Below are 23969 nucleotides of genomic sequence, written 5' to 3' on the forward strand. Positions count from 1 at the left end.
ATGATGAAAGACCTCATGGGCATGATGGGCAAGGTCAAGGAGATGCAGGCCAAGATGGAGAAGGTCCAGGCCGAGATCGCCGCCATGAGCATCGAAGGCAAGGCCGGCGGTGGACTGGTGACGGTCGTGCTCGACGGCAAGGGTCACATGACCTCGCTCAAGATCGATCCGTCCTTGTTCAAGGAAGACGATGTCGAAATCCTCGAAGACCTGATCGTCGCCGCCCATAAGGACGCCAAGGACAAGGGCGAAGCCCAAGCCCAGGAAAAGATGTCTGCGCTGACAGCCGGCATTCCGCTGCCGCCCGGCATGAAGTTCCCGTTCTGATCATTCTATCCGGCGATTGGGCCAGGGATTGACGCCCTGGCCCAGCCACAACAGCGTGTCGAGCCAGAAGCCTGCGGCGTGGTGGGCGCGAAACAGGTCGAAATGGCCGACCGACGCCTGGCCGAGATCATCGGGCTCCAGCATCACGGCCTGCCGCTCAGAACCGGCATAATAGGAGAGAGCGCGCCGCATCGCGGCCGGGGTGGCGAAATCATCGTCCGACACGCTCACCGCCAGGATCGGCGCTGAAACGGCGGCGAACCGCCCCCGCATATTCCGCTTTTCTTTTTCTGACGCTCCTCTTTCGATCGCTTTTCCTCGCAGCGCCCATTCGAGCGCGACGCCGCGCGGCAGATCTTCGAGCCAGCCGAACCGGCGTCCCGGAAAATATCCTGCCGCGATCGTCACCGCCGGCATCAGGGCATGCCATTTGAGAAACAGCGCCCAGCGCCTCTGAGCGCGATAATCAGGCCAATAGGCGTATTGAGCGCCGACTGTGAGCATTCGGCTGATCTGGCCGGCATTGTCGGCATAGCCGGGAAGAAAGCCTCCTATGGAATGCCCGACGACCAGAACCGGCAGATCCCGCGCCGTCTGACGGACATAGGCGAGAACGGCCGCGAAATCCTTTTCTCCCCAGTCGCGCCAGCGATAGCCCGATCCGCGCAACCGCTCCGGACGCGACAGGCCGATGCCGCGATAATCATAGGTCAGCACATGATAACCGTGTTCGGCGAGAAAGCGGGCATAGGCATGGTAGAAACGCGCCTGAACGCCGGTGGCGCAATTGATGATCACCACGCCCTGTTCATCGCGGAGCCGTCTCGGCCACCAGTGGCCGCCGAGGCGCATTCCGTCCTCACAGACGATCTCGACTGCTTCTGGCTCCATTCGGCACCTCCCCTCGCCTCTTCCAGAGTGGCGGAAATCGCAGCTTGTGTATACTCACTGGTCGGTATACTTTGGGCTATGGCTGAAACAGACACCCGTGGAAAAATCGTCGCCGCCGCCAACCGGCTGTTTTACCGGGAGGGCATTCGCGCCGTCAGCGTCGATGCGGTGGCGGCTGAAGCCGGCATTACCAAAAAGTCGCTCTATTATCACTTCAAGAGCAAGGACGACCTGGTCGCCGCGTATCTGCACTATCGCGACCAGCCGAGCCTGGGCGCGTTTCAAAAGCGGTTCGAGGCTTCAAAGGGCGCGCTGCCTGAAAGGATCGCCGGCCTGTTCGATCACCTCGCTGTCGCCGCCGCCGATCCGAAATGGAAAGGCTGCGGCTTCCTTCGCACCTCCGTGGAACTCGCCAACCTGCCGGGCCATCCTGCGATCGTGAGCGGCGCAGCCCACAAGAAGCGGCTGGAGGCTTGGCTTCAATCTGTTTTCGATGACGCCGGGCTGGCCGACGCCGAGGCGCTCGCCCGCCAGATCCGTCTTTTGATCGACGGGTGTTTTGCGGTGGTGATGCTGCATCGTGACCCCGGCTATATGCGCGAGGCCGGCGAGGCCGCGCGCTGTCTCGTCAAGGCTTCGTTGGCGAAGTGAACGGGATAGAGCCGCTATTTCGCGAGAATCATCGCCCGCAGCCTTTCACCGATCGGCGCGGCGAGAAAGCGGCGCTTGGCATCCTCGTCCAACCGCTTGCCATGGGTGCGCATCAGTTCGGGCATGCCGATCCGGTCTCCGGCGACCGGCATGTAATCGACAGTGTCGCCTGCTCGCACCACGCCCTCTTCGAGAACGTGGGCATAGGCGCCGGGGCGCGCCGCGGCGGCGTAGCGCTTGACCATCAGCGGATCGCCCATATGGGCTGCGAACGTGGCGCAGGGCGTGCGCGCGGATGTGATTTCGAGCAGCACGTCTCCGATCCGAAAACGGTCGCCCACCGCGACGTGGCGATTGTCGAGGCCTTCGATCAGCAGGTTCTCGCCGAAGGTTCCGGCAGGCAGGTCCCGCCCCAACTCCGACCGCCACCAGTCGTAGTCCACCGACCCCTCGATATAGACCGCCTGGTCGGCGCCGCCATGATATTTGCGGTTGATGATCCGGTCGCCGGCCAATCCCTCACGGCCGATCATCACGGGATGGTCGACGGGGCGTTTGTCGATGCCGCTCTTGCCGGAGGTCTTTCCAGCCACGGGTTTGGCGTCGCCGATCGAAACTGCGAGCAGGCGCATGGTTTTTTCCTCCGGGTGATTCACAGATCCTCGATAGATGCGCTAAAAGCCTCGGCATGGCAAAACGAGTCACCGGCCCCGAAATCGAAAAACTGATCCAGCTGCTGGCGAAAGTGCCGGGCCTCGGCCCGCGTTCGGCCCGGCGGGCGGCGCTGCATCTCGTCAAGAAGAAGGACCAGTTGCTGGGTCCCCTGGCCGGCGCGATGGCGGAGGCGCATCAGAAGGTGCGGATCTGCTCCTGCTGCGGCAATGTCGACACGATCGATCCCTGCACCGTCTGCACCGACGACCGGCGCGACCATTCCGTGATCATCGTCGTCGAGGACGTCTCCGATCTCTGGGCGCTCGAACGCGCCGGGGCCATGAACGCCGCCTATCACGTGCTCGGCGGCACGCTGTCGCCGCTCGACGGCGTCGGCCCCGATGACCTCAACATACGCGGGCTGATCGAGCGGGTCATGGGCGGCGCGGTGAAGGAAGTCATCATCGCGGTGAACGCGACGGTGGAGGGCCAGACCACCGCTCATTACATCACCAGCCAGTTGGCTGGACTGGATGTGAAGATCACCCGGCTTGCACATGGCGTGCCGGTGGGCGGCGAACTCGATTATCTCGACGAAGGCACGCTGACGGCGGCGCTGCGCTCACGCACGTCGATCTGAGGAGGATTGCGATGAATTTTTCCGCCCGCTTCCGGGATGCGTCTGCATTGGCGAGAGGCGTGATGCTCGGCCTTTCCCTGGCCATCGCCGCCACGGCGTCACCCGCCTCCGCAGTCTCACAGGCTGCCGTGGAAAAGCAGTTCAACGCCTGGATCGAGACGGAAATCTGGCCGGAAGCCGCCGCCCAGGGGATCTCCCGGCAATCCTTCGAACGCGCCTTTGCCGGCGTGCGCATCAACTGGAAACTGCCCGATCTCGTGGCGCCGGGAACCAAGCCGCCGAAAAAGAAGGCGCAGACGCAGGCCGAATTTTCGAGCCCCGGACCTTATTTCAACGAGAAACGTCTGGCGGGCCTCGCCGCGACCGGCCGCGCCTATGCGGGATCGCACAAGCGGCTTCTCGCCCGCATCGACCGCGAATTCGGGGTGCCCGGCGAGATCGTGCTGGCGATCTGGGGTCGCGAAACCGGCTATGGCAGGGCCAAGATCACCGCGTCAGAAATGGACGTGCTGGCGACCATGGCCTTCATGTCCGAACGCAAGCCGCTGTTCCGCAAGGAGTTGATCGCAGCGCTCACGATGGTCGAGCAGGGCGTCGATCCCGCAGTGATGAAGGGCTCCTGGGCGGGCGCGATGGGCCAGCCGCAATTCATGCCGACCTCCTACCTGAAATATGCGGTGGATTTCGACGGCGACGGCAAGAAGGACATCTGGAATTCCGTACCCGACTCGCTCGGCTCGATCGCCAATTATCTCCGGCTGAAGGGCTGGGAGGCGCATCGCAGTTGGGGTTTTGAGGCGTCCATCCCGGCGAAAGTCTCCTGCGCCCAGGAAGGGCCGGATCTTTCCAAACCCATTGCCGATTGGGCCGCGACCGGGATCACCCGCGTCACCGGCAAGGATTTCCCGCGCGACGAGATGAAGCGCACCGGCATGATGCTGGTTCCGGGCGGGCGCCATGGTCCGGAGTTCATCGTCACGCCGAATTTCTACGTGATCAAGGAATACAACAATTCCGACCTCTATGCTCTGTTCATCGGCAATCTCGCCGATCGCATTGCTTATGGCTCAGGCGCTTTCCGGGCAGAATGGGGTTCGGTCGGCCATATGCTCCGTTCGGATGTCCTGGCGATGCAGAAGCGGCTCGCCGCCAAGGGTTACGATGTCGGAAAGGTCGATGGCCTGCCTGGCTACAAGACTCGCCGCTCCATCGGAATGTGGCAGCAGAAAGCGGGCCTCTCGCCCACATGCTATCCGGACGAAACTCTGCTGAAGAAGATCCGCTGATCGCGTTATGATCACTCGAACTGGCCGCCTCTTGCTTTTCGCTGCGCGAAAGAGTAAACAAACCTCAAATCTTGATCACGTCGATGAAGAGTGGGCCCCGCAAGGACCCGCTCTTTTTTGTTAGCTCCGGTCTGCCGGGGGAAACGAGCGCTTATGAACGATACGGTTATCGAACCGAGACTGATAGTCGAAACAGGCATCGATGCGCGCGTGGCGCAGATCATCGAGCCGGTCATTATGGAGCTGGGCTACCAGCTCGTCCGGGTGAAGCTATCCAACCAGAACGGCCTGACCCTGCAGGTCATGGCCGAGCGGCCGGACGGCACGATGACCGTCAACGACTGTGAAGCGATCTCCATGGCGATCTCGCCGGTGCTCGACGTCGAAGATCCGATCGACAAGCAGTATAATCTCGAAATCTCCTCGCCAGGCATCGACCGTCCGATGGTCCGCAAGGGCGACTTCCAGAAATGGCAGGGCCACATCATCAAGTGCGAGACTTCGGTGATGGTCGAAGGCCGCAAGCGCTTCAAAGGCAAGATCCTCGACGTCAACGACGACGGCTTCGTGCTCGAACGCGACCAGATCGGTTATGGCGAAGAGCCGCAGGTGGCCATTCCCTTCGCCTCGCTCGCCGAAGGCCGGCTCATTCTCACCGACGACCTGATCCGTGACGCGCTCAAGGCCGACAAGGCCGCCCGCGCCGCCGCCAATCAGAACGACGCAGACGATGAAGACATGGAGGACGAAGGCTGATCGCCTTCGCCTCGATAGAAACTGACCATCAGAACGGAGACTTAAGACGATGGTAGTGAGTGCAAACAGGCTGGAACTCCTTCAGATCGCCGACGCGGTTGCGCGTGAAAAGTCGATCGACCGCGAGATCGTGCTCGCCGCGATGGCCGACGCGATCCAGAAGGCGGCGCGCTCGCGCTATGGCACGGAGTCCAACATCAAGGCCGACATCAACCCCAAGACGGGCGAGATGAAGCTGCAGCGTCTCCTGGAAGTGGTCGAACATGCGGAGGATTATTCCCGCGAGATCCCGCTTCTGCTCGCTCGCGACCGCAACCCCGACGCCCAGATCGGCGACTTCATCGCCGATCCCTTGCCGCCGATGGATTTCGGCCGCATCGCCGCCCAGTCCGCCAAGCAGGTCATCGTCCAGAAGGTGCGCGAGGCCGAACGCGACAAGCAGTTCGACGAATATAAGGACCGCATCGGCGAGATCATCAACGGCACCGTCAAGCGCGTCGAATACGGCAATGTGATCGTCGACCTCGGCAAGGGCGAAGGCATCATCCGCCGCGACGAAATGATCCCGCGCGAAGCCATGCGTCCGGGCGACCGCGTCCGCGCCTTCGTCTACGACGTGCGCCGCGAACAGCGCGGTCCGCAGATCTTCCTGTCGCGCACCCATCCGCAGTTCATGGTCAAGCTCTTCACCATGGAAGTGCCTGAGATCTACGACGGCATCATCGAGATCCGTTCGGTCGCCCGCGATCCGGGCTCCCGCGCCAAGATCGCCGTGATCTCCAACGATTCGTCGATCGATCCGGTCGGCGCCTGCGTCGGTATGCGCGGCTCCCGCGTCCAGGCCGTGGTCGGCGAGCTTCAGGGCGAAAAGATCGACATCATTCCCTGGTCGAACGATCCCGCCACCTTCATCGTCAACGCGCTGCAGCCGGCGGAAGTCGCCAAGGTGGTGCTCGATGAAGACGCCGAGCGCATCGAAGTGGTGGTTCCGGACGAGCAGCTGTCGCTGGCCATCGGCCGCCGCGGCCAGAATGTCCGTCTCGCCTCGCAGCTGACCGGCTGGGACATCGACATCATGACGGAGGCGGAAGAATCCGAACGCCGTCAGAAGGAATTCAACGAACGCACCAAGCTGTTCATGGACGCCCTCGACGTCGACGAAATGGTCGGCCAGGTGCTCGCGTCGGAAGGCTTCGCGCAGGTCGAGGAACTCGCCTTCGTCGACTCCTCGGAAATCTCCTCGATCGATGGTTTCGACGACGAGACCGCCGAAGAGATCCAGAGCCGCGCCCGCGACTTCCTGGACCGTCTCGAAGCGGAAATGGACGCCAAGCGCCGTGAACTCGGCGTCGAGGACGAGCTCTACAAGATCGACGGTCTGAACGCGAGCATGCTGGTGGCGCTCGGCCAGGACGGCATCAAGACCATCGAGGACTTCGCCGGCTGCGCCGCCGACGACCTCGTCGGCTGGACGGAAAAGAAGAACGGCGAGACCAAGCGCTATGAAGGCCTGTTCTCGAAGCTCGATATTTCCCGCACCGACGCCGAAGCGATGATCGTTCAGGCCCGCCTGGCCGCCGGCTGGATCACCGAAGAAGATCTCGCTCGCGAGCAGGAAGCGCTCGCCGCCGAAAGCGGCGACGAAGGCGAAGACGACGCCGAAGAGCAGATCGAAGGCTGAAGCCGAAGGAACGACAGCCGATGAAGGCCGACAGCGCCGAACAGGACGATGATTTCGTGAGCGAGCGCATGTGCCTCGTGACCCGCGAAACTCTGCCGGCCGAAGAGATGATAAGGTTCGTCGTCGCCCCTGACGGGGCGGTGACGCCGGATCTCAAGAAGACGCTGCCGGGACGCGGCTGCTCGATCAAGGCCGAGCGGGCGCTGGTGGAAAAGGCGGTGCGCAAAGGACTGTTTGCGCGCGCCTTCAAGAAAGAGGTCAAGGCGGGCCCGGAACTCGCCGACCTTGTCGACCGTCTTCTCGTGACCCATATGACGGGCATGATGAACATGGCGCGAAAGTCAGGGAAATTCCTGTCGGGCGCCACGCGCGTGGACAACGCCGTACGCTCCGGCGAGGCGCTGGCCGTGTTTCACGCCACCGATGCGGCCGCCGACGGCGTGCGCAAAATCGCTCAGGCGCGCAAGGCCTGGGCATTGACGATGGAAGAAGAGGAGCCCCCCGTCTTCCAGCTGCTTTCTTACCAGGAAATGCAGGAACTCTTGGGCGATAATGCATTTATCCACGCCGTAGCGCTTGCAGGGCAGGCCGGTGAGGGTGTAGTGAAGCGCGCGAAACTGCTCGATACCTATCGTGGCGGCAGTCGGCCTATTGCTTCAATCGAATGATGCCGCGATATCAGTAAGGCGAAGGGCGCCCGTGAACGCACGGTTATGCTCTGGAAAAACGGGACCGGAATGACGGACAACAACGACGACAAGACCCTCCATGTAACAGGCAAGAAGACTCTGACGCTGAAACCGTCGGGCCTGAGCCAGGGAACGGTGCGCCAGGACATGGGTCGCGGGCGCACGAAGGCTGTTGTCGTGGAAACGCGCAAGCGCCGTCCCACGCGTCCTGAAGACGAAAAGCCCGTAACGCCCGTCGTCGCAGCCGCTCCCGCAGCGCCGCGCCCGCCGCAGCCGCAGGCCGCCGCGCAGCAACCCGCGCCGCGCATCCAGTCCGAGCCACAGCGCCGTCCCGACCAGGGCCAGCAGCGCCGTCCGGACCAGAACAATCAGCAGCGTCGTCCCGACAATCAGCAACGCCGTCCCGATCAGGGCCGTCCGCAGCAGCGCACCGGCAATGTGTTGAAGGATCTGTCTCCGGGCGAGATCGAAGCACGCCGTCGCGCGCTCGCCGAAGCCGCAGTCCGCGACGCCGAGGAAGCGCGCCAGCGGGCCGAAGAAACCGCGCGTCGTGAAAAGGCCCTGGCTGAAGAAGCGGCGCGCCGCGCCGTCGAAGACGCCGAACGCGCCAAGATCGAAGCCGAACGCGCCGTCGAGGAAGCCAAGGCTCCGCCCGCCGCCGACGTCGCCGCTCCGGCGCAGCCGGCCCCGGTCGTCGCCCAGCCGTCTGCCGAACAGCCCCGTCGTGCGGACGCCGCTCCGCAGGTCCGTCGTCCCGACAGCCGCGCTCCGGCCGCCGCGCAACCCGCCGCGCCCGCCAAGACGCCGACTGGTCCCGCTCGCGGTCCGGCCGGTCGTGGTCGCCCGCAGGATGACGAAGAAGAACGTCGTGGCGGTCCCGCTCGCGGTAAGGTCGCCTCGCGCGTCGAAGCGCCGAAGCCGACCCGCAAGGTCGAAGACAACAGGCGCGCCCCGGCGAAGGTCGTCGTGACGGGAGACGACGACGACGGTTCGCAGCGCGGACGCTCGCTGTCGGCCATGCGCCGCCGGCAGGAGAAGTTCCGCCGCAGCCAGATGCAGGAAACCCGTGAAAAGGTGATGCGCGAAGTGATCCTGCCCGAGACGATCTCCATCCAGGAACTGTCTCAGCGCATGTCCGAGCGTTCGGTCGACGTCATCAAGTTCCTGATGAAGGAAGGCCAGATGCTCAAGCCCGGCGACATCATCGACGCCGACCTGGCGGAGCTGATCGCCGTCGAATTCGGCCACACCGTCAAGCGCGTCTCCGAATCCGACGTCGAGACCGGCATTTTCAACCGCGAGGACGACGAAGGCGAAATGCTGCCGCGCGCTCCGGTGGTCACCATCATGGGCCATGTCGACCACGGCAAGACCTCGCTGCTCGACGCCATCCGCAACGCCAATGTCGTCTCCGGCGAAGCCGGCGGCATCACGCAGCACATCGGCGCCTATCAGGTCGAGAAGAATGGTCACAAGATCACATTCATCGACACGCCCGGCCACGCCGCCTTTACGGCGATGCGCGCCCGCGGCGCCCAGGTGACCGACATCGCGGTTCTGGTGGTCGCGGCCGACGACAGCGTCATGCCGCAGACGATCGAATCCATCAATCACGCCAAGGCGGCCGGCGTGCCGATCGTCGTGGCGATCAACAAGATCGACAAGCCGACGTCCAACGCCCAGAAGGTGCGCACCGAACTGCTTCAACACGAAGTCTTCGTGGAAAGCATGGGCGGTGAAGTGCTCGACGTCGAGGTCTCGGCCAAGACCGGCCTCAACCTCGACAAGCTTCTCGAAGCCATCCTGTTGCAGGCCGAAATCCTCGACCTCAAGGCCAATCCGAACCGGACGGCCGAAGGTTCGGTGGTGGAAGCCAAGCTCGATCGCGGCCGCGGCTCCGTCGCCACCGTTCTCGTGCAGAAGGGTACGCTCAAGCCGGGCCAGATCATCGTCGCCGGCGACCAGTGGGGCCGCGTGCGCGCGCTCGTCAACGATCGCGGCGATCACATCAAGGACGCCGGTCCGGCCATGCCGGTCGAAATTCTCGGTCTTCAGGGCACGCCCCAGGCCGGCGACAAGTTCGCCGTGGTCGAGAACGAAAGCCGCGCCCGCGAGATTGCCGAATATCGCCAGCGTCTGACGCGTGAAAAGGCTGTGGCCCGCCATGCCGGCCAGCGCGGTTCGCTCGAACAGATGATGACGCAGCTGACCGCCGCCGGCGTCAAGGAATTCCCGCTCGTGATCAAGGGCGACGTGCAGGGCTCCATCGAAGCCATTGCCGGCGCGCTGGACAAGATCTCGACCGACGAAGTCCGGGCCCGGATCGTTCACTCCGGCGCCGGCGCCATCACGGAATCGGATATTTCGCTCGCCGAAGCATCCAACGCCGCGATCATCGGCTTCAACGTCCGCGCCAATCCTCAGGCGCGCGACGCTGCGGAACGCGCCGGCATCGAGATCCGCTACTACAACATCATCTACGACCTGACCGACGACGTGAAGGCGGCCATGTCCGGCCTGTTGTCGCCGGAACGCCGCGAAACCTTCCTCGGCTATGCGACGATCAAGGAGGTGTTCAACATCACCAAGGTCGGCAAGGTCGCGGGCTGCCAGGTCACCGAAGGCAAGGTGGAGCGCGGCGTGGGCGTTCGCCTGCTGCGCGACAACGTGGTCATCCACGAAGGCAAGCTCAAGACCCTCAAGCGCTTCAAGGACGAAGTCTCCGAAGTGCAGGTCGGTCAGGAATGCGGCATGGCCTTCGAGAATTACGAAGACATCCGCGCGGGCGACGTCATCGAATGCTTCCGCGTCGAGCACATCACCCGCACGCTGTAACAGGCGTCGGTCAGAAACAATCAATGGCGGCTTCGGCCGCCATTTCTATTTGTGCAGAGCGCCTTATCGAGGGTCGAACTGACGGCTTCTGCGTTTTCCTCGACCGCCTCCCGGCCGCTGCACTGCAAGATCTTGCAATCCCGGCGCAAGCCTCGCGCGATGCAAGAGGGGTAATGTCTCTCTTGCGGCGTCTGGCGCCTGGAACATGATGATCCACCCCTATCAATGCCTGACGCCGCCAATTCATCGTTCAGGGGAAATCATCAATGCGTTACCAGGCTTGGCAACGGGTATTATCGGCTTCGTTCGAACGCCAGCCGAATGAGCATGCGGACGTCATCCTGTCTTCGGGCAACCGCTTGTCCTCGACGCGGGCGCCCCGCCTCAATCTCTTCACGGTCGGCGTCGCCACCGCATTCGGCCTTGCCATCGGGGCCGCGCTGGAGGCCTACAGGCGCTTCATCCTGCCGGACCTCGTCGGCCTGGACTCGGTGCCGCCCCTGTCCGTCATCCTGCTGCAACTTCTGCCATTCCTGCTGTTGATTTCCGCCCTCATCCTGGGCCGCGCCTATTATCTCGAAGGCTTGAAGAAGCTTTCGCTCGCTTCGGAGATCGCCCCGGGCGCCTTCATCGATATCGACGTCTACGAGACCGGCGTCGAGACGTCTTCCGGCGAAACCACTATATGGATGCCCTGGACCTCGATCCGCGAGATCAATGTCGGCAAGAAGCGGATCGAACTGGTCGGGGACGGCTTCACCGCTTACTTCCCGGAACGGGCCTTTTCCGACAAGGCCGCCTATAGCGACGCCCTGCTGACATTTTCCAAGCTGCACCGGGCCGCCCGAAAGGCGTCGGACCAGCGCCTGGAGCCCGCTTTCGATCTTGCGCCGGCCGAATAAGCGCCAGGCAGGGCCCGCCGCCCAACCTAAACAGACTGCCTGCCTTGACGTTCAGCGATAAAAGGTTCATTGGACCCAGCTTGTAAGAAGTGGCGACCAAGATCGCCCGCTAGCCGGAAACACCATGACCAAAGCCACCACCTCGGCTCCCTCGCAAAGAATGTTGCGAGTGGGCGAACAAGTCCGTTCCGCTCTGACGCAGATTCTCCAGCGCGGAGATGTTCTGGATCCCGTGATCGACGGCGCGGTCGTCTCGATCACCGAAGTCCGCATGTCGCCGGATCTCAAGATCGCCACGGCCTATGTCGCGCCGCTCGGCGCCGCGAGCCACGACGCCGTCGTCGCCGCACTCAATCGCAACGCCCGCTTCATTCGCGGCAAACTGTCGCCAGCGCTCCGCCAGATGAAATATATGCCGGAAGTCCGTTTCCGCGACGACACCAGTTTCGAGAACTTCCGCAAGATCGACGAACTGCTGAAATCGCCCGAGGTCGCCCGCGATCTCGATCGTGACGACGCCGACGCAGACGAGTAAGCTTTAGATGTCCAAGCCCAGAAAACCCAAGGGCCGGCCGATTTCCGGCTGGCTCATCCTCGACAAGCCGGTGGATTTCGGCTCGACCGAAGCGGTCTCCAAGATCAAGTGGTTGTTCAAGGCCCAGAAGGCGGGGCATGCCGGCACGCTCGATCCGCTGGCGTCGGGCATGCTGCCCATCGCTCTCGGCGACGCCACGAAGACCGTGCCTTACGTGATGGATGGCCGCAAGATCTATGAGTTCACCGTCGCCTGGGGTGAGGAGCGAACGACCGACGATCTCGAAGGAGAGGTCTCGAAGACCTCCGACAACCGCCCCGGCGAATCCGACATACGCGAGCGTCTTGCGCATTACACCGGCGTCATCGAGCAGATCCCGCCGCAATTCTCGGCCATCAAGATTGCCGGGGAGCGGGCCTATGATTTGGCCCGCGACGGCGAAATCGTGGATATTCCGGCCCGGGAGGTCGAGATCCACCGCCTCACTTTGTTGAAGGCCGAAACTGATCGCGCCTATTTCGAAGTCGAATGCGGCAAGGGCACCTATGTGCGGTCCCTCGCCCGCGATCTCGGTCGCGACCTCGGCTGCTACGGCCATATTTCGGAATTGCGCCGCACCTATGTCGCCCCTTTCGACGAAGACAAGATGACGCCGTTGGCCGACCTCGTCGCGCTCGAGGAAATCGAGGATATGGACGAAAGGCTCGCGGCTCTCGACGCCTTTCTCATCGACACGGCCGAGGCGCTTGCCGCCCTTCCCCATCTTCCCGTCAACGAGGATCAGGCGCGGCGCATCAAGTCCGGCAACCCCATCATTCTGCGCGGGCGCGATGCGCCGCTCCCCGCCCCCGAGGCCTACGCCACGATCAAGGGCGAATTGCTGGCCATCGGGGCGATCGAAGAAGGCGAGTTCAGGCCCAAGCGCGTGTTCGGCTGAGAACAGATGCAGATCGAAGGGCCGCGCGAGCGGCTCTTCCCTTTTGTGACGTTTTCGTTTATACGCCGCGCAGGTTTGGGGAACTCCCGCTCCTGTTCACTGGCCAATGCTGGACGACATCCCGGCTTTGGGCGTCTTTCAAATCCAAAAAATGAAAGGATTTACCGATGTCGATCACTGCTGAGCGCAAGGCCGCCCTCATCAAGGAATACGCCACCAAGGAAGGCGACACCGGCTCTCCGGAAGTCCAGGTCGCGATCCTCACCGAGCGCATCAACAACCTGACCGAACACTTCAAGGGCCACAAGAAGGACAACCACTCTCGTCGTGGCCTTCTGACCCTGGTTTCCAGCCGCCGTTCGCTTCTCGACTACCTCAAGAAGAAGGACGCGGCCCGTTATCAGAAGCTGATTTCGGCCCTCGGCATTCGCCGCTAAGACTACCGGCGGGAGGCGCAAGCCTTCCGCCGTCTGCTTTTCCGGCCAGAAGCCGGAGCCACCGGGCGCAGATAGGCTGTCGCCCGGCACACTCACCGCCCATCATGGGGCAGGATTGCAGTCGGTTTCGCTCCATCGGGAAACCCGCCGCTGTCTTGCCCGTGATGTGCACTACTGGCGTCCCGCCGCGCAAGCCGCGAAAGGCCGCACACACGAAGGACCAACTATGTTCGAAACCCACAAGGTCGAAATCGAATGGGCAGGCCGCCCGCTGATCCTGGAAACGGGCAAGATCGCTCGCCAGGCTGACGGCGCCGTGCTAGCCACCTATGGCGAAACCGTCGTTCTCGCCACCGTCGTGTCCGCCAAGGAACCGAAGCCCGGCCAGGACTTCTTCCCGCTGACCGTGAACTACCAGGAAAAGACCTATGCCGCCGGCAAGATCCCGGGCGGTTACTTCAAGCGCGAGGGACGTCCGAGCGAAAACGAAACGCTCGTTTCCCGCCTGATCGATCGTCCGATCCGTCCGCTGTTCGCCGAGGGCTACAAGAACGACACCCAGGTCGTCGTCACGGTGATGCAGCATGACCTCGAAAACAATCCGGATGTGCTCGCCATGGTCGCGACCTCGGCGGCCCTGACGCTGTCGGGCGTTCCCTTCATGGGTCCGGTCGGCGGCGCCCGCGTCGGCTACATCAACGGCGAATATGTTCTGAACCCGCATCTCGACGAGATGGACGAAAGCGCGCTCGACCTCGTGGTCGCCGGCACGTCCGACGCCGTGCTGATGGTGGAATCGGAAGCCAAGGAACTCAACGAAGAGATCATGCTCGGCGCGGTCATGTTCGGCCATCGCGGTTTCCAGCCGGTGATCGACGCGATCATCTCGCTTGCGGAAGCCGCCGCCAAGGAGCCGCGTGATTTCACCGCTCCGGATCATTCCGCTCTCGAAGCCGAAATGCTCAAGCTGGTGGAAGACGAACTGCGCGCCGCCTACAAGAACACCGAAAAGGCCGTTCGCTACAGCGCCGTCGACGCCGTCAAGGCCAAGGTCAAGGCGCATTTCGTCGACGCCGAAGGCGCCAGCACCTATCCGTCCGACGTCATCGGCTCCGTGTTCAAGGAGCTGCAGGCCAAGATCGTCCGCTGGAACATCCTCGACACCAAGAGCCGCATCGACGGCCGCGACCTGGAAACGGTTCGTCCGATCGTGTCTGAAGTCGGCATCTTGCCGCGCACCCATGGTTCGGCGCTGTTCACCCGCGGTGAAACGCAGGCGATCGTCGTCGCCACGCTCGGCACAGGCGAAGACGAGCAGTATGTCGATTCCCTGACCGGCATGTACAAGGAACGCTTCCTGCTGCACTACAACTTCCCTCCCTACTCGGTTGGCGAAACCGGCCGCATGGGTTCGCCCGGCCGCCGCGAAATCGGCCATGGCAAGCTCGCCTGGCGCGCCATTCGCCCGATGCTGCCGACGGCTGAGCAGTTCCCCTACACGCTGCGCGTGGTCTCCGAAATCACCGAGTCGAACGGCTCGTCCTCGATGGCCACGGTATGCGGCACCTCGCTCGCGCTGATGGACGCCGGCGTTCCCTTGGCCAAGCCGGTCGCCGGCATCGCCATGGGCCTCATCCTCGAAGGCGACCGCTTTGCGGTTCTCTCCGACATCCTCGGCGACGAAGACCACCTCGGCGACATGGACTTCAAGGTCGCCGGCACCGCCGACGGCATCACCTCGCTGCAGATGGACATCAAGATCGCCGGCATCACCGAGGAGATCATGAAGGTCGCTCTCGGCCAGGCCCAGGGCGGCCGCAAGCATATTCTCGGCGAGATGGCCAACGCCATTTCCGAGAGCCGCGGCCAGCTCGGCGAATTTGCTCCGCGCATCGAAACGATGAGCATCCCGGTCGACAAGATCCGCGAAGTCATCGGCACGGGCGGCAAGGTGATCCGCGAGATCGTCGAAAAGACCGGCGCGAAGATCAATATCGAAGACGACGGCACGATCAAGATCGCCTCGGCCTCGGGTAAGGAAATCGAAGCGGCCCGCAAGTGGATCCATTCGATCGTCGCCGAACCGGAAGTGGGTCAGATCTATGAAGGCACGGTCGTCAAGATCGCCGATTTCGGCGCCTTCGTGAACTTCTTCGGTCCGCGCGACGGTCTCGTCCACATTTCGCAGCTCGCCTCCGAACGCGTCGCCAAGACCGGCGACGTGGTCAAGGAAGGTCAGAAGGTCTGGGTCAAGCTGCTCGGCTTCGACGAGCGCGGCAAAGTGCGCCTGTCCATGAAGGTCGTCGACCAGACGACCGGCAAGGAAGTCGCCGCCGAGAAGAAGAAGGACGGCGAAGACGCCGAATAAGCGTCTCTGTCCCTCATGACTTTGGGCGCGGGCTTCGTCTCGCGCCCTTTTGCTATCTATCATCGCGGCGAACCTGCGCGCAGGCGCGAGCGTGAAGCCCCGGAGGCCAGACACCCACATGACAAGAGACGCTGTCAAAACCCTTTTCCACCCCTTCGTGATCGACATGTTGACGCCGCCGATCGATGGCGAACGCACGCTCTTCCTCGGCGCCGAGACCGGCTACGACCTGCCCGAGGGCTTTTGCCCCAATATCCTCGCCGTCCAGCCGTTCAAGCCGCTGTACGAGGCGCTGAAGCGTCGAGGCGTCAATGTTCAGGCGGAAGTCGAGGGCGATGGCTACGACTATGTCCTGATCCTGATGAGCCGGCATCGCGGAGCCAACGAGAACTCTGTCGTGGATGCGCTCCGTCGATCCAATCCCGGCGCGCGCATCGTGCTCGCCGGGGCCAAGGAAGACGGCTCGCAATCGCTGCGCAAGCGGCTGAATGGGCTCGGCGTCGAGACCGAACATCTGGCCAAGCATCACGCCCAGGCTTTCTGGTTCACGCGGCCCGACGACATAGCGCCGCTGGCCGCAGCCTTGTCGACGCCGGACGTGGTGGTCGAAGGCAAATTCGTGACCGCGCCCGGCATGTTCTCGCATGCGGAAGTCGACGCCGGATCGCGCTTCCTGGCCCGCTACCTGCCGGAAGGCTATCGCAAGGCGGTCGCCGATTTCGGCGCCGGCTGGGGCTATCTGTCGGATGCGCTGCTGCAGAAATCGCCAGGCGTCGAGCGGGTCGATCTCTATGAGGCGGACTTCGCATCGCTGGCGGCCGCCCGGCGCAACCTGACCGCCGTCGGTTCCGCTTCCAACGTGCGTTTCTTCTGGCACGACCTGGCGCGGGAAGAGGTCAAGCATCACTACGATCTCATCATCATGAACCCGCCCTTCCACGAAGGGCATGCGACCGAACCGGGTCTGGGCCAGACCTTCATCAAGACCGCCGCCAAGGCGCTGAAGGGGGGCGGCGAGTTGCTGCTCGTCGCAAATCGCGGCCTGCCCTACGAATCACTACTCGCCGAACTCTTCAAGAGCTCGGAAGAAGTGGCGCGCAACGCCCGATACAAGGTTCTGAAAGCGCGTCGATAGGCGCGGCGGGCGGGTCTGTCCACAGGCCTCTCCTCGCCTATCTGAGAGAAACCGTAGCGGGCGCTGAATCGGCAGCGCCCGATTTTGTTGGCAAATAAATACATCTAATTGATTTATATATTTGTTTTGCGCGTCCTCGAAAAATCACACATGGACAGGATCAGTAACTTAGGATATTCTCATCTTACGCCAATAAATTAGCAGAACGCGCCATGTATCGGGGATCTCGCACCGAAGTGGATAAATATTCAGCGCCGTCCGGCCTCGCATCGTCGATCGGGGCAACGGCGGCCGAGTATGGCATCGACATCGTGCCGATCTGCAAAGCGCTCGAACTCGATCCCAATTCGTTCACCGATCTGACCGGCCGCGTCAGCATCGACCGAATGTGCCGCCTTCTGGAAACCTGCGCGCTTCTCGCTCACGATGAGGCGTTCGGGCTCAAGGCCACCGACAAGTTCGTGCCGGGCTCGACCGGTCCTTATGGTTACGGCCTGATGATGGCGCCGACGGCGCTGGATTTCTTTCGCTTCATGGGCGCGCATCAGCAGTTCATCGCCGACACATCCTATTGTCGTTTCGTCGTCGACCGCACCTGCGCGGAGCTCACTTATACATTCTCGCCGCTGATCGTGAAGCGTGATCAGTATGTCGATTTGGGCCTGGCGCTGGTGCTGCAACGGCTGCGCACTTTTCTCGGACCGCAAACGGATTTGGTCGAAGTGGGGCTGGAACGAAATAAACCTTCCGATCCGTCGCTTTATCGGGAAAAAATGTCCCGGAAAGTGGTCTTTGGACAGAGAATGAACTGGTTGCGTCTTCCGGCCGAGCTGTTTGATTTCCGTAATCCTTACGGCGACGAGAAGCTTTTCAGGTTGATGGATCTGCAATGCCGCAGCCTTCGTCCGGAGCGCAGCGACACACTGAGCTTTCGTGACGAGCTCAAGGAATTCATCCTGTCGCGGGTCACGGACAACGCGATCGGCCTTGCCGAAGCCGCCGGTTATTTCCGCGTCTCCGAGCGAACGCTGCAACGCCGACTGGCGGAAGCGGGCACCAGCATCCATGATCTCCGCGACGAAGTGCGCAGGGAATTGGCGGAGCGGCTCCTGTCGCATACCGAGCTCAGCGCCGGGGAAATCGCGCATCGTCTGGGCTACTCCGCGCCGAGCGCCTTTTCGCGCTCGACGGTTCGCTGGTTCGGACAGACGCCTCGAGACTACCGGAAACACCAGGCCGGCAACGCCTGAGGTTAGACCCGAAGAGCCTAATCCGTCGGCAAAAGCTCAAAATAATGGCGCGCGCAGTCAATGAATTCCGCCGCGTCTTGAATTAGGACAGCCCGTATCGAAACGGGACGCTTACACTCCACCGACAAGACGAACGTTTCCAGCTGCCGAGCCCAGCTCGTCCAGCGCCGCATTGGGGAGGAATTAAAACAGACCAAGTAGATGGTAGAGTTATGAACAATCAAAACCGCGCATTGTCGATGCGCAGCACGCCTGATCTGAGTGACGCCGAACTGAATATTCTGCGTCTTGCCGCGAATGGCTACAATACCAACCGCATCGCCGAAGAGATCGGTCTGGAGTTCGAGCGAGTAAAGGCTGCGATGCAGTCGGCTCAATTCAAGCTCGGCGCCAAGAACGGCCTGCAGGCCGTCAGCATCGCCATTCGGTGCGGATATATCGGGATGGAGCGCCGTTAGCTCGATAACTGTCATCCCGTTGGCGTCGTGGGCGCCTTCCCATCGTCGCATCCACTCCTCCGGACTGCGACAGGAATGGTCCGAAGGCGGCGGACCGCCCACGCGTCCATAAAGAACCCGGCTCGCGTCTCCCGGCGGGCCGGGTTTCTTTTCTGAACCCTGCAGACTCTCGAGACCCGCCTGCGGATCAGGATTCCTGATCGGCGCTTCGCAACTGTTCCAGCACCGGCATCGAGGTGATGTTGTAGCCGGAATCCACATAGTGGATCTCACCGGTCACACCCGTCGACAGGTCCGAAAGAAGATACAGCGCAGAACCGCCGATCTCGTCGATCGTCACGGTGCGGCGCAGCGGCGAATGCTTCTGCTGCCAGCTATACATGGCGCGAGAGTCGGAAATGCCGGCGCCGGCCAGCGTGCGCACGGGACCTGCCGAAATCGCGTTCACACGAATGCCGCGCGGACCATAATCATTGGCGAGATAGCGAACGGACGCTTCCAGCCCTGCCTTGGCGACGCCCATCACATTGTAATTGGGCATGACGCGGGTGGAGCCGCCATAAGTCAGCGTCAGCATCGAGCCGCCGTCATTCATCATCTCGGCCGCCCGGCGAGCGATCTCCGTGAAGGAGAAGCAGGAGATGACCATGGTGCGCACGAAATTTTCGCGCGTGGTGTTGGCGTAGAGACCCTTGAGCTCCGACTTGTCGGAAAAGCCGATGGCGTGGACGATGAAGTCCAGCTTGCCCCAGCGCTCGGCCAGCGCGTCGAACACGGCATCCACCGAGGCGACATTCTCGACATCGCATTCGAGCAGGAAATCGGAACCGATCTCCGCCGCAAGCGGACGGACGCGCTTGCCCAACGCCTCGCCTTGGAAGGTGAAGGCCAGTTCGGCGCCCTTTGCTGCCAGCGCCTTGGAAATGCCCCAGGCGATGGAGTGATTGTTGGCGACCCCCATGATGAGGCCGCGCTTGTCCTGCATGATCCCCGTCATCGCACTCATCCGTCGAAGCGTTCGAAAACGAGCGTGGCGTTGGTGCCGCCGAAGCCGAAGGAGTTCGACAGCGCCGTATCGATCTTGGCGTCGTCGATGCGGCTGCGCACGATCGGCATGCCTTCGAACTCCGGATCCAGCGTCTCGATATGAGCGCTTTCGCCGATGAAGCGGTTCTGCATCATCAGGATCGAATAGATCGCTTCCTGCACGCCGGCGGCGCCAAGAGAATGGCCCGTCAGCGACTTGGTGGACTGGATATGCGGGGCGTCGGCGCCGAACACTTCGCGGATCGCGCCGATTTCCTTGCTGTCGCCCACCGGCGTCGAGGTGCCATGGGTGTTGATGTAGTCGATCTTGTTCTTCACGGTCGACAGCGCCTGGCGCATGCAGCGGATCGCGCCCTCGCCGGACGGAGCCACCATGTCGTAACCGTCCGAAGTCGCGCCATAGCCGGTCAGTTCGCAATAGATCTTCGCGCCGCGCGCCTTGGCGTGTTCGAGCTCTTCGAGAATCAGCACGCCCGCGCCGCCGGCGATGACGAAGCCGTCGCGATTGGCGTCGTAAGCGCGCGAAGCCACATCCGGCGTATCGTTGAACTTGGACGACATCGCGCCCATGGCGTCGAACAGGTTGGACATCGACCAGTCGAGGTCTTCGTGGCCGCCGGCGAACATCACGTCCTGCTTGCCCCACTGGATCATTTCCGCAGCGTTGCCGATGCAATGCGCCGACGTCGAGCAGGCCGAGGAGATCGAGTAGTTCACGCCATGGATCTTGAACCAGGTCGCCAGCGTGGCCGACGCCGTGGACGACATGGCCTTCGGCACCGCAAAGGGGCCGACGCGCTTGGGACTGTTGTTGTTGCGGGTGATGTCGGCGGCCTCGACGATCTGCTTGGTCGAGGGGCCGCCGGAGCCCATGATGATGCCCGTGCGCTCGTTATTGCCAATGTCGCCTTCTTCCAGGCCGGAATCGGCGATGGCCTGCAGCATGGCGACATGGTTCCACTGGCCGCCGGTCGACAGGAAGCGGGTGGCGCGGCGGTCGACCATGCCGGTCAGGTCGATCTTGGGAGCGCCCCAGACCTGGCACTTGAAACCATGTTCGGCGAAGTCGGGCGCATGGGTGATGCCGGACTTGGCGTTGCGCAGGGAGTCGGTGACCTCAGCGGCGTTGCTGCCGATGGACGACACGATTCCCAGACCTGTGACGACGACACGTCTCATGATTTCAAACCTTCATCTATTGGTCATGGAGCCGGAGCGAGGAATTCGCTCAGGCCGCTTTTTCCTGGAAGAGACCCACGCGCAGGTCGCTCGCCTTGTAGATCACTTCGCCATCGGCCTTCATCCAGCCGTCGGCGATGCCGAGCACGAGACGGCCGCGCATGACGCGCTTGAAGTCGATGCCGTATTCCACCAGCTTGGTCTTCGGCGTCACCATGCCGGTGAACTTCACTTCGCCGGTGGAAATGGCGCGGCCCTTGCCGGGCTCGCCGAGCCAGCCGAGATAGAAGCCGGTCAGCTGCCACATGGCGTCGAGACCCAGGCAGCCCGGCATGACGGGATCGCCCTCGAAATGGCAGGGGAAGAACCAGAGATCCGGCGTGATGTCGAATTCGGCGCGAATGAAGCCCTTGTCGTTGGGTCCACCGGTTTCGGAAATCTCGGTGATGCGATGAAACATCAGCATCGGGGGCAAGGGCAGCTGCGCATTGCCGGGCCCGAACATCTCGCCATGCGAGCAGGTGAGAATTTCCTCATAGGTGTAGCTGGACTTCTGAACGGCCATTAACGGCAATCCCCCCTTGTGTATTTCCATGTCTTGGTCGCCGGGGCGACGAACGCCCGGGCGGATCTTGCTGCCGCCAATATAGGAAGAGAGGATAAAAAGCCAACCCAAAACACGGCTTTCCCGAGCGCGGCAGGGGCTTGAGGCCCGAATCCTGTTGAAAGCAGCGCAGCGAGAGGCTATATCGTTGACCAAAATAGTCTAAATATAGGCGGCTCGCGGAGCAGGCATTGATGGTCATGGAAGCTAAGACGATGACGGAAGCGAAATTGCGGGAGGCGGGGCTTCGGCCGACGCGGCAACGCGTCGCGCTCGCCTCTCTGCTCTACGCCAAGGGCGACCGCCACCTGACCGTCGAGGAATTGCATGCCGAAGCGCAGGACGCCGGCATCGACGTGTCTCTGGCCACCGTCTACAACACGCTGCACCAGTTCACCGAAGCCCGCATGATCCGCGTGCTCGCCGTGGAAGGCAGCCGCACCTATTTCGACACAAATGTCTCCGACCACCATCACTTCTTCGTGGAAGGCCGCAACGAGGTGCTCGACATTCCGCAGAACAACATTTCCATCAACAATCTGCCGGCCCCGCCGGAGGGAATGGAAATCGCGCATGTGGACGTGGTGATTCGCCTTCGCGAGAAGACGAGAGCCTGACAGGCGGAATATCTCGGATACCAAAGCCGCCGCTTCCGGCGGCTTCGTCGTTTCTACAAGATATCGTTTGGGTTTCTGCCTGGCCGCGCTCTGTATACCGGGAAGGTCCAGCCGAAAACCAACGCCCCGCCGCGAATGACGAGGCATGTGGCCATCGCCGCGGCAAAACAGCTGAGTTGACTCATCCCCAGCGCCGAAGCTCCGGTAAACACCGCCGCGCCCGCCAAGGCCGCCGAAATGTAGATTTCCGGGCGCAACAGCACGGAGGGCTCGCCGGCGACGATATCGCGGAGCACGCCGCCGAACGCCGAGGTCAACATGCCCGTGACGATGGCCACGACGGGCGAGCCGGTGGCCGCCAACCCTTTGGCCGCGCCGAGCGCCGCATAGGCCGACAGCCCGATGGCGTCGAGCCAGAGCAACAGCTTGTAACGGCTTTCCAGAAGATGGGCGGTGAAATAGACGAGGATGCCCGACCCCAGGCAGACCAGCATGTAATTGGGATTTCTCACCCAGAACACCGGCAACTGACCGAGGATGACGTCGCGAAACGTGCCGCCGCCGATGCCGGTCAGCGCCGCCAGGAAAATGAACCCGACGATGTCGAGCTGCTTGCGGCTGGCCGACAGCGCGCCGGTGGCGGCAAACACCGCAATCGCCAGGTAATCGAGAAATTCAAGAATCGACATCGTCGGGCTCCCCGTCTCATCAGGCGCTTCTCATGCGCGATGTCAATTGCTTCGCGCAAGGCCGATATTGTCTGATGGCGCCGCCGAGCCGAGGAGATCTCAAGAATGGCGAGAACGGGACTATTCAACATCGCACGGCCTTTGGCCCTGGTCGCCGCTCTGTCGAGCGCCCCGATGACTGTCGTCGCCGATGAAGCGGACGCCGTGCGCGATCGCGAGCGGCAGGATTATGCCGTGTCCTGCCAAAGCGTGAAATTCATGCCCGAGGCGATCTGGACGGGCGACGTCAACAAGGACGGCCTGACCGACGCGGTGGTCAAATCCTCGGCGATCGCCTGCGACAACAGCATCGGCGTCGAGTGCAACACGCTCGGTTGCCCGATCCGTATCTATGTCCAGACCGATGATGGACGGATGGCCTATATCGGCCAGGTCCGCGGCTTCGGCTACGAAGTCAGCTATCGCTACGGCATCCGCATTCTGGAATTCCGCATCGCCGGCAATCGCTGCCAGAAGGTCAACGCCGCAAAATGCCTGATGGTGGCCCGCATCGACGGCCGCAAGCTGGTGACACTATCGACCGAATAAATCACCGCTCACGCGGGCTGTAGCCGCGGGCTTGATCCGCCCAGCTTGGCGCGCATGATGGCGAGCCATTCGCGGAGCGCCGTCGCGGTCAGTTGCGCATTCAGCGTCGGCTGGGTGAAATCGAGACCGAGGGCCACGCGGCCGCTGGAGCGGTAATCGCTCGGCCAGGGCGTGACGGTCACGCCCTGCGCCTCGAACAACGAAACCGCGCGCGGCATGTGATAGGCGGACGTGATCAACAGACAGGACGACAGGCCGTCGCGCGCGAGCAGCGTCTTGGTGAAAGCGACATTCTCGGCGGTGTTGCGGGATGCGTCTTCGCGGACAAGGCGGCTGGGATCGACGCCCATGGCCGCGAAAAAGGCCGGCGCGAGTTCGGCGTCGCCGGCGTAGTCGCCAGAAAAGGACCCGTCGCCGCCGGACACCAGGATTTTCGCCTCTGGGCGCAGACGCGCGATGCGGGCCGCTTCGATGAAACGGTCGGCGGACTGGTTCATCTCCATGCCGCCGCGGCCGGCGGTCACTTCCAGGTCGAAGGCGCCGCCCAGCACGATCATGCAGGCGAGCGGTTCGGGCAGGTCCGGTCGCGGATAGACGGCTTCCAGACGCTGGAGCGCCCAGGCGCCGGTGGAGGTGAACAGCGTGACGAACATGATGCCGGCCGCGATCGAGGTAAGCGCGAAAGCCAGCCATCGCCGCCCGAAAGCAAGGGCGGCGATGGCGAGGAGCTTGAACAGGAACGCGAGAGACAGGGGTTGGGCGACGAGCCAAAGGATCTTTCCCGCAACGAACATCCAGTCTCCCTTTCATTCC

The 23969-nt window shown here is 62.6% G+C and carries 25 protein-coding genes; 18 read left to right on the forward strand and 7 right to left on the reverse strand.

Going from position 1 to position 23969, the window contains the following annotated elements:
• Positions 1 to 3: 3 nt before the first annotated feature.
• Entirely contained in the window at positions 4 to 327 is a 324-nt protein-coding gene (locus OCK01_RS14930) for a YbaB/EbfC family nucleoid-associated protein (RefSeq protein ID WP_182827448.1), read from the forward strand.
• Here the strand turns inward: OCK01_RS14930 and OCK01_RS14935 are convergent, their stop codons facing one another.
• Entirely contained in the window at positions 328 to 1218 is an 891-nt protein-coding gene (locus OCK01_RS14935) for an alpha/beta fold hydrolase (protein ID WP_263824621.1), read from the reverse strand.
• A gap of 78 nt (positions 1219 to 1296) precedes the next feature.
• On the opposite strand from OCK01_RS14935, the gene OCK01_RS14940 reads away from it, so the two are divergent.
• On the forward strand, positions 1297 to 1869 hold the full coding sequence (locus tag OCK01_RS14940) for a TetR/AcrR family transcriptional regulator (RefSeq protein ID WP_263824622.1): 573 nt from the start codon (positions 1297 to 1299) through the stop codon (positions 1867 to 1869).
• A 14-nt stretch (positions 1870 to 1883) separates the two neighbouring features.
• Here the strand turns inward: OCK01_RS14940 and OCK01_RS14945 are convergent, their stop codons facing one another.
• Positions 1884 to 2501 (reverse strand): MOSC domain-containing protein, encoded by a 618-nt coding sequence (locus tag OCK01_RS14945; protein WP_263824623.1) that lies wholly within the window; start codon positions 2499 to 2501, stop codon positions 1884 to 1886.
• Between the two features lie 56 nt (positions 2502 to 2557).
• Here OCK01_RS14945 and recR point away from each other — a divergent pair, with 56 nt between their 5' ends.
• From recR to OCK01_RS15015, 14 genes are all read left to right on the forward strand, one after another.
• On the forward strand, positions 2558 to 3163 hold the full coding sequence (gene recR, locus OCK01_RS14950) for a recombination mediator RecR (RefSeq protein WP_263824624.1): 606 nt from the start codon (positions 2558 to 2560) through the stop codon (positions 3161 to 3163).
• An 11-nt stretch (positions 3164 to 3174) separates the two neighbouring features.
• Positions 3175 to 4449, forward strand: coding sequence for a lytic murein transglycosylase (locus tag OCK01_RS14955; protein ID WP_412179014.1), 1275 nt, complete (start codon positions 3175 to 3177; stop codon positions 4447 to 4449).
• 153 nt (positions 4450 to 4602) lie between these two features.
• Entirely contained in the window at positions 4603 to 5205 is a 603-nt protein-coding gene (gene rimP / locus OCK01_RS14960) for a ribosome maturation factor RimP (protein WP_263824625.1), read from the forward strand.
• 49 nt (positions 5206 to 5254) lie between these two features.
• Positions 5255 to 6886, forward strand: a complete 1632-nt coding sequence (nusA, locus tag OCK01_RS14965) for a transcription termination factor NusA (protein ID WP_263824626.1) — start codon at positions 5255 to 5257, stop codon at positions 6884 to 6886.
• 20 nt (positions 6887 to 6906) lie between these two features.
• Positions 6907 to 7554, forward strand: a complete 648-nt coding sequence (locus tag OCK01_RS14970) for an RNA-binding protein (RefSeq protein ID WP_263824627.1) — start codon at positions 6907 to 6909, stop codon at positions 7552 to 7554.
• Positions 7555 to 7623: 69 nt separating this feature from the next.
• Positions 7624 to 10410, forward strand: a complete 2787-nt coding sequence (infB, locus tag OCK01_RS14975; protein WP_263824628.1) for a translation initiation factor IF-2 — start codon at positions 7624 to 7626, stop codon at positions 10408 to 10410.
• 266 nt (positions 10411 to 10676) lie between these two features.
• Positions 10677 to 11312, forward strand: a complete 636-nt coding sequence (locus OCK01_RS14980) for a hypothetical protein (RefSeq protein ID WP_263824629.1) — start codon at positions 10677 to 10679, stop codon at positions 11310 to 11312.
• 124 nt (positions 11313 to 11436) lie between these two features.
• The gene (rbfA, locus tag OCK01_RS14985) at positions 11437 to 11847 is read left to right on the forward strand and encodes a 30S ribosome-binding factor RbfA (protein WP_182827456.1); all 411 of its coding nucleotides are present in this window, start codon (positions 11437 to 11439) and stop codon (positions 11845 to 11847) included.
• A gap of 7 nt (positions 11848 to 11854) precedes the next feature.
• Positions 11855 to 12784 carry a tRNA pseudouridine(55) synthase TruB gene (truB, locus tag OCK01_RS14990; RefSeq protein ID WP_263824630.1) on the forward strand — a complete coding sequence of 310 codons (930 nt, stop codon included), beginning with the start codon at positions 11855 to 11857 and terminating at the stop codon, positions 12782 to 12784.
• A gap of 167 nt (positions 12785 to 12951) precedes the next feature.
• On the forward strand, positions 12952 to 13221 hold the full coding sequence (gene rpsO / locus OCK01_RS14995) for a 30S ribosomal protein S15 (protein WP_137156911.1): 270 nt from the start codon (positions 12952 to 12954) through the stop codon (positions 13219 to 13221).
• 226 nt (positions 13222 to 13447) lie between these two features.
• Positions 13448 to 15589 (forward strand): polyribonucleotide nucleotidyltransferase, encoded by a 2142-nt coding sequence (gene pnp, locus OCK01_RS15000; RefSeq protein WP_263824631.1) that lies wholly within the window; start codon positions 13448 to 13450, stop codon positions 15587 to 15589.
• A gap of 118 nt (positions 15590 to 15707) precedes the next feature.
• Positions 15708 to 16724 (forward strand): class I SAM-dependent methyltransferase, encoded by a 1017-nt coding sequence (locus OCK01_RS15005; RefSeq protein ID WP_263824632.1) that lies wholly within the window; start codon positions 15708 to 15710, stop codon positions 16722 to 16724.
• A gap of 212 nt (positions 16725 to 16936) precedes the next feature.
• Entirely contained in the window at positions 16937 to 17974 is a 1038-nt protein-coding gene (locus tag OCK01_RS15010) for a helix-turn-helix domain-containing protein (RefSeq protein WP_182827459.1), read from the forward strand.
• Between the two features lie 212 nt (positions 17975 to 18186).
• Positions 18187 to 18432: a LuxR C-terminal-related transcriptional regulator gene (locus OCK01_RS15015; RefSeq protein WP_182827460.1), complete on the forward strand. Its 246-nt coding sequence runs from the start codon at positions 18187 to 18189 to the stop codon at positions 18430 to 18432.
• Positions 18433 to 18619: 187 nt separating this feature from the next.
• Here OCK01_RS15015 and fabI read toward each other — a convergent pair whose 3' ends face one another.
• From fabI to fabA, 3 genes are read right to left on the reverse strand one after another with little or no spacing between them, the layout of a single operon-like run.
• Positions 18620 to 19429: an enoyl-ACP reductase FabI gene (gene fabI, locus OCK01_RS15020; RefSeq protein ID WP_263824633.1), complete on the reverse strand. Its 810-nt coding sequence runs from the start codon at positions 19427 to 19429 to the stop codon at positions 18620 to 18622.
• 5 nt (positions 19430 to 19434) lie between these two features.
• Positions 19435 to 20658: a beta-ketoacyl-ACP synthase I gene (gene fabB, locus OCK01_RS15025; protein ID WP_263824634.1), complete on the reverse strand. Its 1224-nt coding sequence runs from the start codon at positions 20656 to 20658 to the stop codon at positions 19435 to 19437.
• A 49-nt stretch (positions 20659 to 20707) separates the two neighbouring features.
• Positions 20708 to 21223, reverse strand: coding sequence for a 3-hydroxyacyl-[acyl-carrier-protein] dehydratase FabA (gene fabA, locus OCK01_RS15030; protein ID WP_182827462.1), 516 nt, complete (start codon positions 21221 to 21223; stop codon positions 20708 to 20710).
• Positions 21224 to 21456: 233 nt separating this feature from the next.
• Here fabA and irrA point away from each other — a divergent pair, with 233 nt between their 5' ends.
• The gene (gene irrA / locus OCK01_RS15035) at positions 21457 to 21879 is read left to right on the forward strand and encodes an iron response transcriptional regulator IrrA (protein ID WP_263824635.1); all 423 of its coding nucleotides are present in this window, start codon (positions 21457 to 21459) and stop codon (positions 21877 to 21879) included.
• Between the two features lie 53 nt (positions 21880 to 21932).
• On the opposite strand, the gene OCK01_RS15040 is transcribed toward irrA, so the two are convergent.
• The gene (locus OCK01_RS15040; RefSeq protein WP_263824636.1) at positions 21933 to 22568 is read right to left on the reverse strand and encodes a trimeric intracellular cation channel family protein; all 636 of its coding nucleotides are present in this window, start codon (positions 22566 to 22568) and stop codon (positions 21933 to 21935) included.
• Positions 22569 to 22673: 105 nt separating this feature from the next.
• Here OCK01_RS15040 and OCK01_RS15045 point away from each other — a divergent pair, with 105 nt between their 5' ends.
• A complete protein-coding gene (locus OCK01_RS15045) occupies positions 22674 to 23156 on the forward strand; it encodes a hypothetical protein (protein WP_263824637.1) in 483 nt (160 codons plus the stop codon).
• Positions 23157 to 23164: 8 nt separating this feature from the next.
• Here the strand turns inward: OCK01_RS15045 and OCK01_RS15050 are convergent, their stop codons facing one another.
• Entirely contained in the window at positions 23165 to 23950 is a 786-nt protein-coding gene (locus OCK01_RS15050) for a YdcF family protein (protein WP_263824638.1), read from the reverse strand.
• Positions 23951 to 23969 lie beyond the last annotated feature (19 nt).

Source organism: Rhizobium sp. TRM95796, assembly GCF_025779995.1.
Classification (GTDB): domain Bacteria; phylum Pseudomonadota; class Alphaproteobacteria; order Rhizobiales; family Rhizobiaceae; genus Rhizobium_E.

Coding starts and splice junctions, on each gene's coding strand:
- OCK01_RS14930 (WP_182827448.1), top strand. CDS start 4: ATGAAAGACCTCATGGGCATGATGGGCAAGGTCAAGGAGATGCAGGCC.
- OCK01_RS14935 (WP_263824621.1), bottom strand. CDS start 1,218: ATGGAGCCAGAAGCAGTCGAGATCGTCTGTGAGGACGGAATGCGCCTC.
- OCK01_RS14940 (WP_263824622.1), top strand. CDS start 1,297: ATGGCTGAAACAGACACCCGTGGAAAAATCGTCGCCGCCGCCAACCGG.
- OCK01_RS14945 (WP_263824623.1), bottom strand. CDS start 2,501: ATGCGCCTGCTCGCAGTTTCGATCGGCGACGCCAAACCCGTGGCTGGA.
- recR (WP_263824624.1), top strand. CDS start 2,558: ATGGCAAAACGAGTCACCGGCCCCGAAATCGAAAAACTGATCCAGCTG.
- OCK01_RS14955 (WP_412179014.1), top strand. CDS start 3,175: ATGAATTTTTCCGCCCGCTTCCGGGATGCGTCTGCATTGGCGAGAGGC.
- rimP (WP_263824625.1), top strand. CDS start 4,603: ATGAACGATACGGTTATCGAACCGAGACTGATAGTCGAAACAGGCATC.
- nusA (WP_263824626.1), top strand. CDS start 5,255: ATGGTAGTGAGTGCAAACAGGCTGGAACTCCTTCAGATCGCCGACGCG.
- OCK01_RS14970 (WP_263824627.1), top strand. CDS start 6,907: ATGAAGGCCGACAGCGCCGAACAGGACGATGATTTCGTGAGCGAGCGC.
- infB (WP_263824628.1), top strand. CDS start 7,624: ATGACGGACAACAACGACGACAAGACCCTCCATGTAACAGGCAAGAAG.
- OCK01_RS14980 (WP_263824629.1), top strand. CDS start 10,677: ATGCGTTACCAGGCTTGGCAACGGGTATTATCGGCTTCGTTCGAACGC.
- rbfA (WP_182827456.1), top strand. CDS start 11,437: ATGACCAAAGCCACCACCTCGGCTCCCTCGCAAAGAATGTTGCGAGTG.
- truB (WP_263824630.1), top strand. CDS start 11,855: ATGTCCAAGCCCAGAAAACCCAAGGGCCGGCCGATTTCCGGCTGGCTC.
- rpsO (WP_137156911.1), top strand. CDS start 12,952: ATGTCGATCACTGCTGAGCGCAAGGCCGCCCTCATCAAGGAATACGCC.
- pnp (WP_263824631.1), top strand. CDS start 13,448: ATGTTCGAAACCCACAAGGTCGAAATCGAATGGGCAGGCCGCCCGCTG.
- OCK01_RS15005 (WP_263824632.1), top strand. CDS start 15,708: ATGACAAGAGACGCTGTCAAAACCCTTTTCCACCCCTTCGTGATCGAC.
- OCK01_RS15010 (WP_182827459.1), top strand. CDS start 16,937: ATGTATCGGGGATCTCGCACCGAAGTGGATAAATATTCAGCGCCGTCC.
- OCK01_RS15015 (WP_182827460.1), top strand. CDS start 18,187: ATGAACAATCAAAACCGCGCATTGTCGATGCGCAGCACGCCTGATCTG.
- fabI (WP_263824633.1), bottom strand. CDS start 19,429: ATGACGGGGATCATGCAGGACAAGCGCGGCCTCATCATGGGGGTCGCC.
- fabB (WP_263824634.1), bottom strand. CDS start 20,658: ATGAGACGTGTCGTCGTCACAGGTCTGGGAATCGTGTCGTCCATCGGC.
- fabA (WP_182827462.1), bottom strand. CDS start 21,223: ATGGCCGTTCAGAAGTCCAGCTACACCTATGAGGAAATTCTCACCTGC.
- irrA (WP_263824635.1), top strand. CDS start 21,457: ATGGTCATGGAAGCTAAGACGATGACGGAAGCGAAATTGCGGGAGGCG.
- OCK01_RS15040 (WP_263824636.1), bottom strand. CDS start 22,568: ATGTCGATTCTTGAATTTCTCGATTACCTGGCGATTGCGGTGTTTGCC.
- OCK01_RS15045 (WP_263824637.1), top strand. CDS start 22,674: ATGGCGAGAACGGGACTATTCAACATCGCACGGCCTTTGGCCCTGGTC.
- OCK01_RS15050 (WP_263824638.1), bottom strand. CDS start 23,950: ATGTTCGTTGCGGGAAAGATCCTTTGGCTCGTCGCCCAACCCCTGTCT.